The 15,385-nt window shown below is 69.0% G+C and carries 14 protein-coding genes; 9 read left to right on the top strand and 5 right to left on the bottom strand.

Annotated elements, in window-relative coordinates:
• Positions 1 to 109 precede the first annotated feature (109 nt).
• The 5 genes from AC0VY3_RS21580 to AC0VY3_RS21560 form a co-directional block, all read right to left on the bottom strand.
• Positions 110 to 499 carry a GntR family transcriptional regulator gene (locus AC0VY3_RS21580; protein WP_475550327.1) on the bottom strand — a complete coding sequence of 130 codons (390 nt, stop codon included), beginning with the start codon at positions 497 to 499 and terminating at the stop codon, positions 110 to 112.
• 446 nt (positions 500 to 945) lie between these two features.
• Positions 946 to 2,160: an acyl-CoA dehydrogenase family protein gene (locus tag AC0VY3_RS21575; protein WP_103507045.1), complete on the bottom strand. Its 1,215-nt coding sequence runs from the start codon at positions 2,158 to 2,160 to the stop codon at positions 946 to 948.
• A 4-nt stretch (positions 2,161 to 2,164) separates the two neighbouring features.
• On the bottom strand, positions 2,165 to 2,638 hold the full coding sequence (locus AC0VY3_RS21570; RefSeq protein ID WP_475550326.1) for an SCP2 sterol-binding domain-containing protein: 474 nt from the start codon (positions 2,636 to 2,638) through the stop codon (positions 2,165 to 2,167).
• Positions 2,639 to 2,743: 105 nt separating this feature from the next.
• Entirely contained in the window at positions 2,744 to 3,007 is a 264-nt protein-coding gene (locus AC0VY3_RS21565; RefSeq protein WP_103507047.1) for a hypothetical protein, read from the bottom strand.
• Between the two features lie 201 nt (positions 3,008 to 3,208).
• Entirely contained in the window at positions 3,209 to 4,423 is a 1,215-nt protein-coding gene (locus AC0VY3_RS21560; protein ID WP_242737681.1) for a PucR-like N-terminal domain-containing protein, read from the bottom strand.
• Between the two features lie 809 nt (positions 4,424 to 5,232).
• Here AC0VY3_RS21560 and AC0VY3_RS21555 point away from each other — a divergent pair.
• The 9 genes from AC0VY3_RS21555 to AC0VY3_RS21515 all read left to right on the top strand — a co-directional run bounded on the left by AC0VY3_RS21555 (position 5,233) and on the right by AC0VY3_RS21515 (position 15,384).
• A complete protein-coding gene (locus AC0VY3_RS21555; RefSeq protein ID WP_475550325.1) occupies positions 5,233 to 6,168 on the top strand; it encodes a hypothetical protein in 936 nt (311 codons plus the stop codon).
• Positions 6,169 to 6,333: 165 nt separating this feature from the next.
• Positions 6,334 to 6,990 carry a hypothetical protein gene (locus AC0VY3_RS21550; protein ID WP_475550324.1) on the top strand — a complete coding sequence of 219 codons (657 nt, stop codon included), beginning with the start codon at positions 6,334 to 6,336 and terminating at the stop codon, positions 6,988 to 6,990.
• Positions 6,991 to 7,423: 433 nt separating this feature from the next.
• Positions 7,424 to 8,914: a DUF6801 domain-containing protein gene (locus AC0VY3_RS21545; protein WP_475550323.1), complete on the top strand. Its 1,491-nt coding sequence runs from the start codon at positions 7,424 to 7,426 to the stop codon at positions 8,912 to 8,914.
• Between the two features lie 468 nt (positions 8,915 to 9,382).
• Positions 9,383 to 10,369, top strand: coding sequence for an ABC transporter ATP-binding protein (locus AC0VY3_RS21540; RefSeq protein WP_030076269.1), 987 nt, complete (start codon positions 9,383 to 9,385; stop codon positions 10,367 to 10,369).
• On the top strand, positions 10,366 to 11,235 hold the full coding sequence (locus AC0VY3_RS21535; protein ID WP_103507052.1) for an MlaE family ABC transporter permease: 870 nt from the start codon (positions 10,366 to 10,368) through the stop codon (positions 11,233 to 11,235). The genes AC0VY3_RS21540 and AC0VY3_RS21535 overlap by 4 nt, the downstream gene beginning before the upstream one ends.
• A 3-nt stretch (positions 11,236 to 11,238) precedes the next feature.
• Positions 11,239 to 12,042, top strand: a complete 804-nt coding sequence (locus AC0VY3_RS21530; protein WP_097867568.1) for an MlaE family ABC transporter permease — start codon at positions 11,239 to 11,241, stop codon at positions 12,040 to 12,042.
• Positions 12,042 to 13,340 (top strand): MCE family protein, encoded by a 1,299-nt coding sequence (locus tag AC0VY3_RS21525; protein WP_242737673.1) that lies wholly within the window; start codon positions 12,042 to 12,044, stop codon positions 13,338 to 13,340. The genes AC0VY3_RS21530 and AC0VY3_RS21525 overlap by 1 nt, the downstream gene beginning before the upstream one ends.
• Positions 13,337 to 14,368: an MCE family protein gene (locus AC0VY3_RS21520; protein WP_103507054.1), complete on the top strand. Its 1,032-nt coding sequence runs from the start codon at positions 13,337 to 13,339 to the stop codon at positions 14,366 to 14,368. The genes AC0VY3_RS21525 and AC0VY3_RS21520 overlap by 4 nt, the downstream gene beginning before the upstream one ends.
• Positions 14,365 to 15,384 (top strand): MCE family protein, encoded by a 1,020-nt coding sequence (locus AC0VY3_RS21515; protein ID WP_242737671.1) that lies wholly within the window; start codon positions 14,365 to 14,367, stop codon positions 15,382 to 15,384. Before AC0VY3_RS21520 ends, AC0VY3_RS21515 begins: the two co-directional genes overlap by 4 nt.
• The last annotated feature ends 1 nt before the right edge of the window (position 15,385 follow it).

Raw genomic sequence — 15,385 nt, 5'->3', positions numbered from 1 at the left:
CCAGCAGGCCCAGAGCGTGGGCCTGGTCCGCAGTCAGAGGCGCCGTACCCACCTCCACCACATGGCTGGTGTGCGGCCTGCGCTGCCCCCCGCCACCACGACGACACGATCATCGCCGAATGCCCCCGGGGTCCAGGCACTCCACCGTTTCGTGATGCAGCATCACCCCAGGCCGGACCTCCAGCCGTGCGGCGAGCTCCTCGGTCGCGGGCCGCGGCCGGGTGTCGGTCGTCTCGCTGCTGTACGGCCATGGCAGGTCGGCGTTCGTGAGGGTGCGCACAGCAGGAGGATGCGCCACCGTGACGTGACGCCCCTTCTCTTCGTCGAGAACACCACTCCTGCGGAGCAGGTCGTAGGTGAGGCGGATCGTCTGCTCGTGGACCCGGTAGTGGCCGGCGATCGTCCGTCGGGAAGGCAGTGGCTGGCCGATGGTCCACTCGCCGGCCCGGATGCGGCGGCGGATGTCGGCGGCGATACGCCGGTACGCCGCTTCTGCCATCCGAATCTCTTACGCCGATCGATGATCATCGAGTGAGGTTCGAACCTATGAAGCGGGCTGTGGTCCTGATATATCAAGATGACCGTGCAGGGTCGTGGCATATGCCGCAACGCCGGGAGCAGTCTCTCTACTCGAATATATGTTCGATTGATCACGTGACTCGATCCTTCTCCATCCGTTAAGCGGATAGAAGGGTCGCCTCCCCAAGGGCGTGCCGGACCCAGTGAAAGAGTGGCCTCCTCGCCGGGCCTCCGGCACAAGTGAGCCCCCTCCGCTCAGTGGAGGGGGCTCGCGCATATTCTGCACTGTTCGCCGTCGAGGGTGACACCCACTGCCTGATTCGAAGCGGCCCTCGCGTAGCGCTCCAATTCTGGGAGATTCTTGGGAGACGGGGGGTGCCGCGCAACCCCGTAGAGCGCTGCGCAACGCGACGCAACGCCAGCCGTTCAGCGGATGGGCCGCCCCGAGATCGCCCGGGCGATCACCAGCCGCTGGATCTCGCTCGTCCCCTCGAAGATCGTGTAGATCTTCGCGTCGCGGTACATGCGCTCCACCGGATGCTCCCGGCTGTAGCCCGCGCCGCCGAGGATCTGGACCGCCTTCTCCGTTGCCGCGACCGCGAGTTCGCCGGCCCGCAACTTCGACATGGAGCCCTGGCCCGCGTCGAAGGTTCGGTCGTTGCGGGCCATCCAGGCGGCCTGCCAGATCAGCAGGCGTACGGCTTCGATCTCGGTACGGATATCGGCCAGGGCGAAGGCGATCGACTGGTTCTCGATGATCGGCCTGCCGAACGCCTCCCGTTCACCGGCGTATTCCAGGGCGTATTCGTAGGCGGCCCGCGCGATGCCGAGTGCCTGCGCGGCGACGGTCGGGCGGCTGACCTCGAACGTCGCCATGGCTGCCTGGCCCTTGGCGGTGGCGCCCTCGCGGGCTCTGGCGAGGCGGGCGTCCAGTTTCTCCTTGCCGCCGAGCAGGCAGTGGCCCGGCACGGTGACCTCGTCGAGGAAGAGGTCCGCCGTGTGCGAGGCGCGCAGGCCGAGCTTCTTGACCGTGCGGCCCGCCGTCAGGCCCTTCGTGCCGGGCGGCACGATGAACGCGGCCTGTCCGCGGGAGCCGAGCGACGGGTCGACCGAGGCGACGACGACATGGACCTCGGCGATGCCGCCGTTGGTGATCCACGCCTTCTGGCCGGAGATCACCCACTGGTCGGCCGCCTCGTCGTAACGGGCCCTCGTCGTCATCGCGGAGACGTCGGATCCGGCGCCCGGTTCGGAGACGCAGAAGGCGGCGACCTTCGGATCGTCCTCGTCGCCGTAGCACTGCGGCACCCACTCGGCGAGCTGGTCCGGGGTGCCGGAGGCGAAGATTCCGGCGACCGCGAGAGAGGTGCCGAACAGGGCCATGCCGATGCCCGCGTCGCCCCAGAACAGCTCCTCGTTGGCGATCTGGAGGGACAGCCCGGTCGGGTCCCCGTACAGGTCGGCGAGCGACTCGAAACCGTACAGACCGATCCGCGCGGCCTCCTGGATCACCGGCCAGGGGGTCTCCTCGCGGGCGTCCCACTCGGCGGCGGCCGGGCGGACCACCTGGGCGGCGAAGCCGTGCACCCAGTTACGGAGGTCCTGCTGTTCCTCGGTCAGGGCGAGGGAGAAGAAGCTCATGCCCTCACGCCTTCGGGATGTCGAAGTAGCGGGTCAGGCCGGAGGCGAGGCCGACGTCACCGGCGACCTTCAGCTTGCGCGTCATGAACATCGTGACCGGATTGCCGTTGCCGGAGACCAGTTTGAGGAACTCGGCATCGCCCATCACCAGTGTGGTGCGGGGTTCGGCATCGGAGCGTCCGGAGGTGACCCGGCAGGCGCCGTCGGCTATCGCCGTCTCGTAGACCACGTCGTCCTCGCCGGTGATCCTCCAGCGGATCAGGGCGGTGAGGCCGCCTGCCGCGTCGGGCCGGAACTGCTGCCGCATCCGGCCGAAGACCTCGCCGAGTATCCGGGTGCGCAGCTCGCCCCGCATGACCTCGGCGAGTTGCTTGGCGGACAGCCCCTTGACGATCCGTGCGAACTCCTCGGGCCCGACCGCCGCGAAGTCGAGCCCGGCCAGACCGTCGGTGAGGTTGCCGCTGCTGGTTCCGTCCACGCCAATTCCTTACTCCAGAGTAAACTTACTTTGGAGTAAGGTAAGGGGAGTGACGGCGGGTCGCAAGACCGGTCCGCCGCCGAGGCGCTCGATGGCGATGCGGGTTCAGAACGGTGAGCCGGGCAGTACCGCCAGTCGCGGATGGTGCGCGGCCAGCACCTTGTTGGCGCGTGCCAGGTCGGACAGGGCCTGCTCCCGGTCGGCCTGGTCCTCGACGCCGAGCCGGGGGCCGCGGAACCTGCGGACCTCGCGGGCCGCGCAGTAGGCGTCGAACTCCGCCTGGAGGATGTGCGGCGGAATGCACGAACCGATCAGCGCGGCGACCCGGTCCGGGATCGGCACGGGGACGAGGAGGTGCGAGGCGGTCATGGGGTGTTCCCTCTCGGATGGTTGGCCAGGAGGCGGTGCACGGGGCCTGTCGCCTGATGGGCGGCAGGTTCCTTCCTGTGTACGGGACGCGGTTCCGGGTTTCTCGTCGGATACGTCTCCGTGTCGCAACCGTTTGGGACTGACCGTCTATTTCGCCTTACGCGCCGGTAAGTTGACCCGGCGCGCCGAACATGATCCGGATCAGGGGGATGTGCCGGTGGCGCGGGATCGCAGGCGCTGTGCCCGTAACACCGCCTCGGTGGCGAAACGGCGCTCGGGATCGACGAGTTGGTCACCGAAGATGGTCTCCAGGCTCCGCATGCGGTAGCGCACGGTCTGCGGGTGGACATCCAGCAGTGCGCCCATCTGCGCTGCCGTGCCCCGGGTGTCGAGCCAGATCCGCAGCGTCTCGACCAGCCGGTCCCGGCGGGTGGCGCTGATCCCCGCGACGGCGGCCAGCTCCCGCTGGGCGAGCTGGTCCAGCAGGGCGGGGTCGGACAGCAGCCACAGGGTGATGAGGTGGTCCTCGCAGCGGATCAGCGGGGCGTCGTCGATCACGCCGGAGTCGACGAGCTCCAGGACCCGGCGGGCCCAGCGGATCGACTCGCAGGCCAGCGCGGTCGGCACGGTCAGGCCGATCGCCGCACGGCCGGCCGGCAGGGCCTGCTCCAGCATGGCTCTTCGCGCGTCGTCCAGAGCTCCCGGGACGAGCAGGTGCGGCTGCGGGGCGCTCAGGTCGACGAGCAGGTCACGGTCCGCGCTGAGCCGGTCCAGCTCCGCCGGGGCGCGCACGGCGATCAGCGTGACCTCCTCCGGCAGCGGCCAGCCGGCCTGCTCGCACAGTTCGGCGATGGCGCTGCCCGGGGCCGGACGCCCGGCGAGGATCAGGTGGAGCAGACGGCGGCGCAGTGCCTCGCTGTGCTCGCCCGACTGGGACTGCACTTCCAGGAATCCTTCGCGGGAAAGCGATTCCAGTTCGTCGACGTAGGCGAAGAGCGCGTCGGCGAAGCTCAGCATCAGCGTGGGGGAGAGGTGATAGCTCTGCCCGACCTTCTTCGCCCGCCGCAACGCCACCCGCGCGCCCAGCCGGTAGGCCCCCTGGAGGGTGTCCATGCTCCGGCCCTCGTACGCCTCGAACCGTCCGAAGCGCCGGCACATGTCGTCCCGGAGCGTGGTGGAGGAGGAGGGTTCGGCCACCAGATCGACGAAGGAGGCGAGGCTCTGCTCCACGCCCACCCGGATGGCCTGCCCGTTCGGCCCGTCGAGCAGTCGGGCGTATTCCGGATACGCCCGGGTGACCTCGACGCCGATTTCCTTGATGAGGCTGGGCAGTTCGGGCCGCATGATCGCCGCGAATTCCTGGGGAAGCGGCCCCAGCGGGTCCTCGGTGTCCAGCGGCTGTATGAGATGTGCCATGACATGTCCCCTTGCTCTCGGCGCCCGGTGGGGGTGAGGCGGTGGGGGGAAAGCGCTCCCACGAACCGACAGGTGCGTACCAAGTTCGCGACGAAGATAGACCAAGGAACAGGCACTGCACACCACTTGGACAAGATCGAAGTGCAAGGGGCACACATCCTGGCCGCACTGTGCGACTTCCGTGCAGGTCGGGCCGTACTGCGCGCTTTCGGACAATGAATTTCGGCCGCCTGCTCCGGTGATGACAACAAAGCCGTTCCGTGACGACCGAGTTGTTCCCGGCCCGGTGTACGCAGGACCGGTCGGCACCCGCGATGGCCGCGCACACGGGCGTCTCACCACGGCGAACGCGGGTGAACAGTCCCTCCTGGGCGGGCATTTCCGGCCGTATGGCCGAATCGCAGACCGTCTGTGAGCGAACGGAAGCGGGACTTCCGCAGCCCCCCGCTCCGCGCACGCCGGATGCGCACGACGCGCGGGGTTCCGGTCGTCGCCGGGTATTTCCACGCCGCCGCGTACGCATTCCTTGACAAGGGCACGGCACTCCGATGCTCATTTCCGGATCAAAAAGAGTGCTGCACAAAGAATCTTAGACGGACGGATTGTGTCGCCCTGTTTCCCGCGAGTAACATCACGCCTCGATCAATTCGGTCACGAAATCTGCCCGAAATTTGATGCTCCGATCATCCGCCCCCGGGCCCACCCGAGGCTCCATCGCCGTCGACGTCCGTCGCGGTGCGGGCATGCGTTGCAGAACCGGTCAACTTCGTGCACGAGGCCGCGCCACGGCGGCCGACAGAGGGGACGACATGAGATCTGTTTCCAATCGAACCCGCGTAGGTCTGCTCGCGGCATTCACGGCGTTCAGCGCTCTGCTCTCCACCGGATCGGCCACCGCCGCCACTCAGCTCAACGGCGACTGGGCGCCCTTCGACCGCTGCCCGGTGGACGCACCCGCCATGCTGGCCGCGGACGGCATCAACACCATCGCCACCTGCATAGCGTCGAACTCGGCCACCGGATCCATCACGCTGGGCAAGACGGAGGTGGCCACCGGAAAGACCGATCTGCAGCTCGGAGTCATCCAGCGCGCCGACGGCACCGCCGCACTGGTGGCCCCGCCCGAGGGTGCGCTGACCGCCGACCCGGCGGAGATCCCGGGCGGGCTGCTCGGGCTGATGTGCCCCAGCGGAATTCCGCTCGTATCAGGAATCTGCCGACAGCTCACCGACAACAATCTCAACCGGGTGACAGCCACCATCGAACCGGCCGGAGCGCCGCGCGACTTCAATATGAGCGCCGCCTTCTCCACCGGTGAGCCCATTCTCACCATCCCGGTCCGCATCCACCTCAAGAATCCGTTCCTGGGTGACAAGTGCTACATCGGGACCACCGCGAATCCGGTGCTCCTGAAGCCGCAGAACGTGACGGCGCCGACCCTCTCGCTGCAGCGGTTCTCGGCCGACGGAACCCCGAACGACGACGAGGGCGAGATGGGGCGCTACACCTTCGACGGCGCCGACCAGGGCGACGCGGCCTTCGCGGTGCCGGGTGCCAGCGGCTGCGGCGCCGGGCTCCTGAACTGGGCGGTGAACCTCAAGACCGGTCTGCCGTCCGCCGCCGGGAAGAACAGCGTCTCCCTCGACGCCACCACGACCTACTTCGGCAGCCCCTACGACCCCGCCGGCCTCGCGCCGGACGAGGGCCGGAAGCTGTCGGAATTCTGGCACTCCGCGAAGCGGTAGGCCTCACCCCCGGTGCGAGGAGGTGATGCGAGAGCCGCCCCCACGTCCAGCCCTGTGGACCCCGCCGCATGTGCCGCACCGTCCGGCACGGCGGACAACAGCGCAGAGACCTCTCCAGTCACGTTCAGCCGAATCCCCAACGGAACGAGAAAAGGGAGTACCCCCATGTTCAAGCGAACCGGTTTCCTGACCGCGATCGGTGCCGCCGCGGCATCCGTGGTCCTGGCCGCCCCCTCGGCCGTCGCAGCGCCCACCAGCTGGACGATCAGCCCGACCGGTGCCTTCAACGGCAGCGCCGGAGTGACCGTCCTGACCGACAACAACGGCAACAAGATCCAGTGTGCGACCTCCGCCGCCTCGGGCTCCGCGCCGACCTCCCCGGTCGCCGGCAGCCCGGCCAAGCTCGCGTCCATCTCGGCGATCTCGTTCAACTCGCCGTGCACCGGGCCGTTCAGCTCCACCTGGACGGTGTCCACCACCCCGCCGTGGGAGATCTGGGGCCTGGACTACGCGCCGGGCGCCGGCACCAACTCCACGGGCCAGACGACCGGTGAGATCAGCACGATCAAGGCGAAGGTGACCGGGAGCAGCATCCTCGGACCCTGCACCTTCGACGTGACCGGCAAGGTCGCGGCCAAGTACAACAACCCGAGCGCGGGCGGCAGCAACGGCACCCTGAACACCGCGGGCGGCGGGCTCACCCTGTCCATCGCCAACAAGGTCGGCGGCGGCTGCGGCATCGTCGGCACCACCGCCAGCTTCCAGGGGCTGTACACCATCGTGAACGCGGCATCGGGCCAGTCCCCGGTGATCAGCGGGTGACCCACCGCCGCTGACGTCCCGTACCGAGCGTCGTGCCCGGCCGTGCGCACCCGACGGCCGGGCACGACCGTGGCCGGGCGCGCCGCTCTTTTCGCGCACCCGCGGACAAGGGCGCGACGGCGGATTTGTCACCGTCTGCCAAACTCCGCGGGCCGGTGATCCGATCGGGAACCCGGCCCTTCCCAGGCGTCGTCGGCGTGCGTACCGTACCCGTCGGTAGGGGGATCCGAAGCCCGGCCGGGCCCCGGCCGGCGTACGGCGGACCCCGCTTGACGTACGGCCGCACCCGCTCGAGCCACAGCCGAACCGAACCCCGCCCGACGTCCGTTCGCGGTCCGCCCGGCCCCAGCCGCGAGGCCGTCGCCGGGAAGCGGACCCGCTGTCCGCAGCCACCCCTCCTCTGGGCCCACGCGCGCCGGAAGGACACATCCGTATGACCGTCGATGCACGCGCCGCAGCGAGACGACCGATCCACTGGGCCGTGGGCGGGGCGCTCGTCGTCGCCACCGCGCTCGTTCCCAGCGCCGAATCGGCCGCCGCGGAACAGAAGTCGGAGGTCGCCCTCCGCTACGCCTGCCCGTTCCCCTCCGGGCCCGAGGAGGTGGACGTCGCCGTCTCGGCGGTGCTGCCCACCTCGGTCCGTACGGGCGAGGAGATCCGCCCCGACCAGGTCTCGGTGGACGTCACCCTGCCGCCCACGGCGCTCGCCCGGTTCCGTGACCTCGACACCGGGACCCTGTCGGCCGTCGCGCGGCTCACCGTCCGCAACACCGTCGGCGACCGGTCCGCCGACGCCTCCTGGCAGGAGCTGACCGCCCCGCCCGTGCCCCTGCCCGACGAGGGCCAACTGGCGCTCACCGCCACCGGGGACGTGCCGACGGTCGCCTTCGGCAGCCCCGGACGCGCGACGCTGACCCCCGACGCGCTCGCCCTCTCGCTCTCCTCCCGTACGGCCGACGGCGAGCCGACCGAGCCGCCGGGGCTCGACGTCGCCTGCGAACCGGTCCCGGGCCAGGAGCCCGAACTGGCCGCGGTCACGGTCCGCGGCGACACCGACCCCACGGCCCCCGCCCCTCGCCCCGGGGAGAGCGACTCGGTACCGGAGCCGAAACCCACCCGGCCGGACGAGGGGCTGCCACCCACCGCACGGGAGAAGATCGACGCCCTCACCGACGAACGGCTCGAAGCCCTCGCCGACGAGGACCCGGGCAGCTGCCCGATCGAGATCCCGCCCGAGTGGGTGATGACCACCGCCGAGACCTACGCGGCCGGCTACGCCAACGCCGCCAAGCTGGACGGCGCGGCGGCGCTGGGGCCCGCGTTCATGAAGGTGGTGCTGAACAAGCGCTACATCAACGACTCCTGCGCCTCGACCGTCGACGTCAGCTCGGAGGTGAACTTCGACTACGAGGGCCGCCGTCAACTCCCGCCGACGAAGGCCACGTTCCTCAGCTACGGCTTCATGCCGACCACCGCGACCATGACACTGGAGCAGGTCGGTCCGCCGGCCGCGATCCACACGCACACGGTCACCAACACGCCGACCTACCCGGAGGAGACGACCGTCACGGCCCAGCTCGTCATGCGGCTCTCCGATGTGAAGGTGAACGGGGTGCCCCTGGACGTGGGCCCCGACTGCCGCACGGAACGCCCCTTCGAGCAGGTGCTGCGGGGGTACGGCCAGAGCTATCCGCCGGCCGGTTATCTCGTGGCGTTCGGCGGCTCCTTGACCGGCTACGCCCATATCCCGCCGTTCGAGGGGTGCGGTGTGGGCGAGGACCTCGACCCGATCTTCACCTCGGCCATCTCCAGCCCGGGCAAGAAGGCCGACAACTACACCAAGATGACGCAGGCGCCCCTGTGCGTGGCGACGAACCCGGAAGGGCCGGACTGCCCGCCGAGGGTGCCCGACCCCGAACGGTGACCCGAAAAGCCTCCGAGCCCTTCCGGTCCCACGGGACCGGAAGGGCTCTTTTCATGCCCGCCGGGCCGGTCCGCCGGCATGCGTTTCCTCATCATCCGACAGGTTTGACGGGCGGATTGCTCACCCGGCAACAATCCTTCGCACCACATGAATTCTCGCCGAGGAAAATCTGTACCCAGTATTGCGAAGTCAGGTTACCGGCCCGTAGCGTCCCAGACGTGCCGATCGGGAACGCCCGGGTGCTTGCGCAGATTTCGACAAGGTCGGGGACCGGCTTTGTCACCGAATGACAAGTGATCCACTCTCAGCACCGCGTTCGTCGATCTCCGCTGTTCAACGGCTTGCCCTGGCGGTTTCGGCGGACATAACGTGCGCCCCCCGGTGCATGTGTGACGAGCCGCCATCGCTTTTCTCAGAGCCGGAGCGCCTAACGATGAACACGTTCACCGCCACCTGGAGGGAGGGCCGATGGGAATCGAAGTAGTCGTCGAGGGCCTGACGAAGTCCTTCGGCAAGCAGAACATCTGGCAGGACGTCAGCCTCACCCTGCCCGCCGGTGAAGTGAGTGTCATGCTCGGTCCTTCCGGAACCGGAAAGACCGTTTTTCTGAAATCCATCATCGGGCTTCTGAAGCCCGAACAGGGACGCGTCCTCATCAACGGCGTCGACATGGTGAACAGCTCCGAGCGCGACATCATGGAGACCCGGAAGCTCTTCGGTCTCATGTTCCAGGACGGGGCTCTTTTCGGCTCGATGTCGCTCTTCGACAACATCGCCTTCCCGCTGCGCGAGCACACCCGCAAGAAGGAATCCGAGATCCGCCGCATCGTCATGGAGCGGATCGACATCGTCGGGCTCCTCGGCGCCGAGGGCAAACTGCCGGGCGAGATATCCGGCGGTATGCGCAAGCGGGCCGGCCTCGCCCGCGCCCTGGTCCTGGACCCGCAGATCATCCTCTGCGACGAGCCGGACTCCGGCCTCGACCCGGTCCGCACCGCCTATCTCTCGCAGCTCCTCATCGACCTCAACGCGCAGATCGACGCGACGATGCTCATCGTCACCCACAACCTCGACATCGCGGCCACCGTCCCCGACAACATGGGCATGCTGTTCTGCCGCAACCTCGTCACCTTCGGCCCGCGCGAGGTGCTGCTCACCAGCGACACCCCGGTGGTCTCCCAGTTCCTCGCCGGACGCCGCGAAGGACCCATCGGCATGTCCGAGGAGAAGGACGCCGCCACTCTCGCCGCCGAGCAACTGGGCGACACCGCACCGCTGCCCACCGGGCCCCGCACCGTCGTCCCCCAGCTGGAGCCCTCGCCCGGGATGCCCGTACGCCAGGGCGCGCTGCGCCGCCGCGAGCGGGTCATGTCGATGATGGGCCAGCTGCCGGAGGCCGCCCGTACAGCCATCCTCAACAGCTACGCTCCGGCCGCGGGAGGTGCGCGCGCGTGACCGCCCCGATGCCGGTGCGGCCGCCCGAGCCGCCCGAGAAACCCCCGCCCGCCGCCTCCGGGAATGCCTCCGGGAAGGCCCCCGAGCAGCGCCGGCCCTCCCGGCTGCTCGCGCCGCTCCGCGAGACCGGGAAGCTGTTCGCGCTCGCCGTCGCCGTGGCTAGGGCCATCTTCCGCCGGCCGTTCCAGGTAAGGGAGTTCATCGAACAGTTCTGGTTCGTCGCGAGCGTCACCATCCTGCCCGCCGCCCTCGTCTCCATCCCGTTCGGCGCGGTCATCGCCCTCCAGGTCGGCTCGCTCACCCAGCAGCTCGGTGCCCAGTCCTTCACCGGCGGCGCCAGCGTCCTCGCCGTCATCCAGCAGGCGAGCCCGATCATCGTGGCGCTGCTGATCTCCGGCGCCGCCGGATCCGCGATCTGCGCCGACCTCGGCTCGCGCAAGATCCGCGAGGAGCTGGACGCGATGGAGGTCATGGGCGTCTCGCCCATCCAACGCCTCGTCGTGCCCCGGGTGTTGGCCACCATGCTCGTCGCCGTCCTGCTCAACGGGCTGATCTCGGTGGTCGGCACGCTCGGCGGCTACTTCTTCAACGTGATCATGCAGGACGGCACCCCGGGCGCGTACCTCGCGAGCTTCTCCGCCCTCGCCCAGCTGCCCGACCTCTACATCAGCGAGTTCAAGGCGCTCATCTTCGGCTTCATCGCGGGCATCGTCGCCGCCTACCGCGGCCTCAACCCGCGCGGCGGTCCCAAGGGCGTCGGCGACGCGGTCAACCAGTCCGTCGTCATCACCTTCATGCTGCTGTTCTTCGTGAACATGGTCCTCACGGCGATCTACCTCCAGATCGTCCCCGCGAAGGGGAGCTGACCGATGGCGATGCTCAGCTGGCTCGACCGATCCGGCGACCAACTCACCTTCTACGTCAAGGCGCTCGTCTGGATCCCGCGCACCCTGCGCCGCTATCTGCGCGAGGTGCAGCGGCTGCTGGCCGAGGTCGCCTTCGGCAGCGGCGGACTCGGCGTCATCGGCGGCACCATCGGCGTGATGGTCGCCATGACCCTCTTCACCGGCACGGTCGTCGGACTCCAGGGATACGCGGCCCTCAACCAGATCGGCACCTCGGCGTTCACCGGATTCATCTCCGCCTACTTCAACACCCGGGAGATCGCCCCGCTGGTCGCCGGCCTCGCCCTTTCCGCCACCGTCGGCGCCGGCTTCACCGCGCAGCTCGGCGCGATGCGGATCAACGAGGAGGTCGACGCCCTGGAGGCGATGGGCGTGCGGTCCATGCCCTATCTCGTCACCACCCGGATCATCGCCGGAGTCGTCGCGATCATCCCGCTGTACGCGATCGGGCTGCTCTCCTCCTACGTCGCCTCCCGCTACATCACCATCTTCTTCAACGGGCAGTCGGCGGGCACCTACGACCACTACTTCAATCTCTTCCTCTCCCCGCAGGACGTCCTGCTGTCGGTGCTGAAGGTGCTGATCTTCAGCGTGCTGGTGATCCTCGCCCACTGCTACTACGGCTTCCACGCCACCGGCGGACCCGCCGGCGTGGGCGTGGCGGTCGGCCGGTCGGTGCGCAACGCGATCGTCCTGATCAGCGTCACCGACTTCTTCCTCTCGCTCGCCATCTGGGGCGCCACGACGACCGTGAAGGTGGCCGGCTGATGCGTACCTCCAGCACCCGCACGGTCCGCCGACGCCTGGCCGGAGTCACCTTCCTGCTGGTGCCCGCCGTCCTGGTGTGGGTCTCGGTCTCCGTGTACGAGAAGGACTTCACCGACGACGCCACCGTCACCGTCCGCACCGGCCCGGTCGGCAACGAGATGCACGACAACGCCGACGTGAAACTGCGCGGCGTCGTCATCGGGCAGGTCCGCTCCATCGCCGCCGACGGCGGGGGCGCCCGCCTCACCCTGGCCATCGACCGCGACAAGCTCGGGCAGATACCCGCCGACGTCACCGCCCAGATGCTGCCCACCACCCTCTTCGGCGCACGGTTCGTCGCGCTCGTCCCGCCCCGTATCCCCACGGGTTCCACGCTGCGGGCCGGGGCCGTCATCCCGCAGGACCGCTCCTCCAACGCCATCGAGCTGGAACAGGTCCTGGACAACGTCCTGCCGCTGCTGACCGCCGTGAAGCCCGAGAAGCTCTCCGCCACCCTCAACGCCGTCTCCCAGGCACTGGAGGGCCGCGGTGAACGCCTCGGCGAGACGCTGACCACGCTGGACGGCCACCTGAAGAAGTTCAACCCCCAACTCCCCACCCTCAACGCCGACATCAAGGAACTCGTCAAGGTGAGCACGCTGTACGCGGACGCGGCGCCGGACGTCCTCGACGCACTGACCGACGCCACGGTCACCAGCTCCACCCTCGCCGACCAGGAGGCACGGCTGGCCGGCCTCTACGGCACGACCACGGCCGCCGCGCAGGACGTCACCTCCTTCCTGCGGGAGAACAGGGACAACCTCATCCGGCTCTCCGCAACGAGCCGCCCCTCCCTCGAACTCCTCGCCGAATACGCCGAGTCGTTCCCCTGCACCCTGCGCACCATGGCCGGCTTCGTGCCCGCCATGGACAAGGCCCTCGGCAAGGGAACCGACCAGCCGGGACTGCACGTGTCGGTCAAGGCCGTTCCCTCCAAGGGCAAGTACGTCCCCGGCAAGGACACCCCGGTCTACGACGCCACCGGCGGACCGCACTGCTACTCGGTGCCGTACGTCGGGAAGCACGCCCCGACCGCCGACACCCGCCGGGCCGCCGACGTCACCGCACCACCGCCCACCCAGGGCGACGGCGGCGACGGCACGGACACCGCGCTCGGTCTGCCCAACTCGCCCCAGGAGTCCCGGCTCGTCAACGAACTGGTCGCACCCTCGCTGAAGGTCCGGCCGGGAGACCTCGCCGACTGGAGCAGCGTGCTCATCGGCCCGGCCTTCCGAGGTGCGGAGGTGAAGCTCAAGTGAAACGCCGCTCGCTCGCCGGACCGATCACCAAGTCCCTCGTCTTCATCGTCGTCACCGTGCTGGCCACCACCGTCCTCGGACTCTCCATCGCCAACACGGGCGTCGGCGACACCACCACGTACAAGGCGCGGTTCACCGACGCCACCGGTCTCATTCCCGGCGACAGCGTCCGGATCGCCGGGGTGAAGGTCGGCCAGGTCGAATCCGTGAAGGTCGCCGACCGGCGGGTCGCCGAAGTCGCCTTCGCCGTACGCAAAGGACGCACCCTCCCCGCCTCGGTGACGGCGTCCATCAAATACCTCAACATGGTCGGCCAGCGGTACGTCGACCTCGACCAGGGAACAGGACCCGTCGGCCGCGCCTTCGCGCCCGGAGCCACCATCCCGCTCTCCCGCACCACCCCGGCGCTCGACCTCACCCAGCTCTTCAACGGTTTCCAGCCCCTGTTCGAAGGTCTCTCGCCGCCCGACGTCAATCAGCTCGCCGGCTCCATCGTCCAGGTCCTCCAGGGCGAGGGCGGCACCGTCGACAGCATCCTGCGGCACGTCGGCTCGCTCACCACCACCGTCGCCGCCAAGGACAAGGTGATCGGCGAGGTGATCAAGAACCTCAACACGGTGCTCAAGACGGTGAACGACCGGGAGGCGGGCTTCGACGACCTCGTCGTCACCCTCCAGAAGCTCGTCACCGGATTCTCCGGCGACCGGAAACCGCTCGGCGAGGCCATCACCGCGATGGGCGCGCTCACCACCGTCACCGCGGACCTCTTCCAGGACGGCAGAAAGCCGCTCAAGGACGATATCAGGCAACTCGGACGGCTCAGCGGCCAGTTGGAGAAGGGCACCCCGCAGATCGAGAACTTCCTCCAGAAGACCCCGGCCAAGATGGCGGCCATCACCCGGCTGACGTCCTACGGATCGTGGCTCAACCTCTACCTCTGCGAAGCGAAGGTCAGCGGCGTCACCCACGACGACGGCAGCACGCCGCCCACCGGCATCGCGATCACCCAACCGAGGTGCCTGGCATGAGAATCACCCCCATCCGGGAACGCAACCCGGTCGCCGTCGCCGTCGTCGGGCTCCTCGTCCTGGCGCTGGTCGGCCTCGCCGCCTGGCGCGCCGACTCCCTGCCCTTCCTCGACAGCGGCACCTCCTACAGCGCCGACTTCAGCGAATCCGCCGGACTCGCCGACGGCGACGAGGTACGGATCGCCGGAGTGAAGGTCGGCGAGGTCACCGGCGTCTCCCTCGACGGCGCGAAGGTCCGCGTCGACTTCCGGGTGAAGAACGCCTGGATCGGCGACTCCTCCACCGTGGGCATCGCCATCAAGACCCTGCTGGGCGAGAAGTATCTCGCCGTCGACCCCCTCGGCGACGCCCCGCAGGACCCCGGCTCCCGCATCACCGCGAGCCGCACCACCTCCCCGTACGACGTCACCCAGGCGTTCAACGGGCTCGGGGACACCATCGGCGAGATCGACACCGAACAGCTCGCCAAGAGCTTCGAGGCGATCTCCGCCACCTTCAAGGACTCCCCGCCCCACGTCCGCAGCGCCGCCGACGGGCTCTCCGCCCTCTCCCGTACGGTCTCCGAACGCGACGCCCAGCTCGCCACCCTGCTCCGCAGCAGCAAGCAGCTCACCAAGACCCTCGCCGGAAAGAAGAGCAGCTTCGAAACGCTCCTGGAGGACGGCAACCTGCTGCTCGGCGAGATCCGGGCCCGCCGCGACTCCATCCATCTGCTGCTCACGGGCACCCGCGACCTCGGCACCCAGCTCGCCGGACTCGTCAAGGACAACGACGAACAGCTCGGGCCGACCCTGGACTCCCTCGGCCGGGTCACCGCCGTCCTGGTCAAGAACCGCAAGAGCCTGGACAAGGTCCTCGCCGCCACCGGCTCCTACAGCCGGCTCGTCGGCAACACCCTCGGCAGCGGGCGCTGGTTCGACAACTACGTCTGCGGCGTCGTGCCCAAGAACTACCTTCCCGCCGGCACACCCCCGGCGACCGGATGCATGCCACCCCGGCAGCAAGGGGGCCGCTGAC

Source organism: Streptomyces sp. iso_384 (assembly GCF_056172905.1).
Note: the sequence above shows the minus strand (reverse complement) of the source record. Positions and strands in the feature narration are given on the sequence as shown.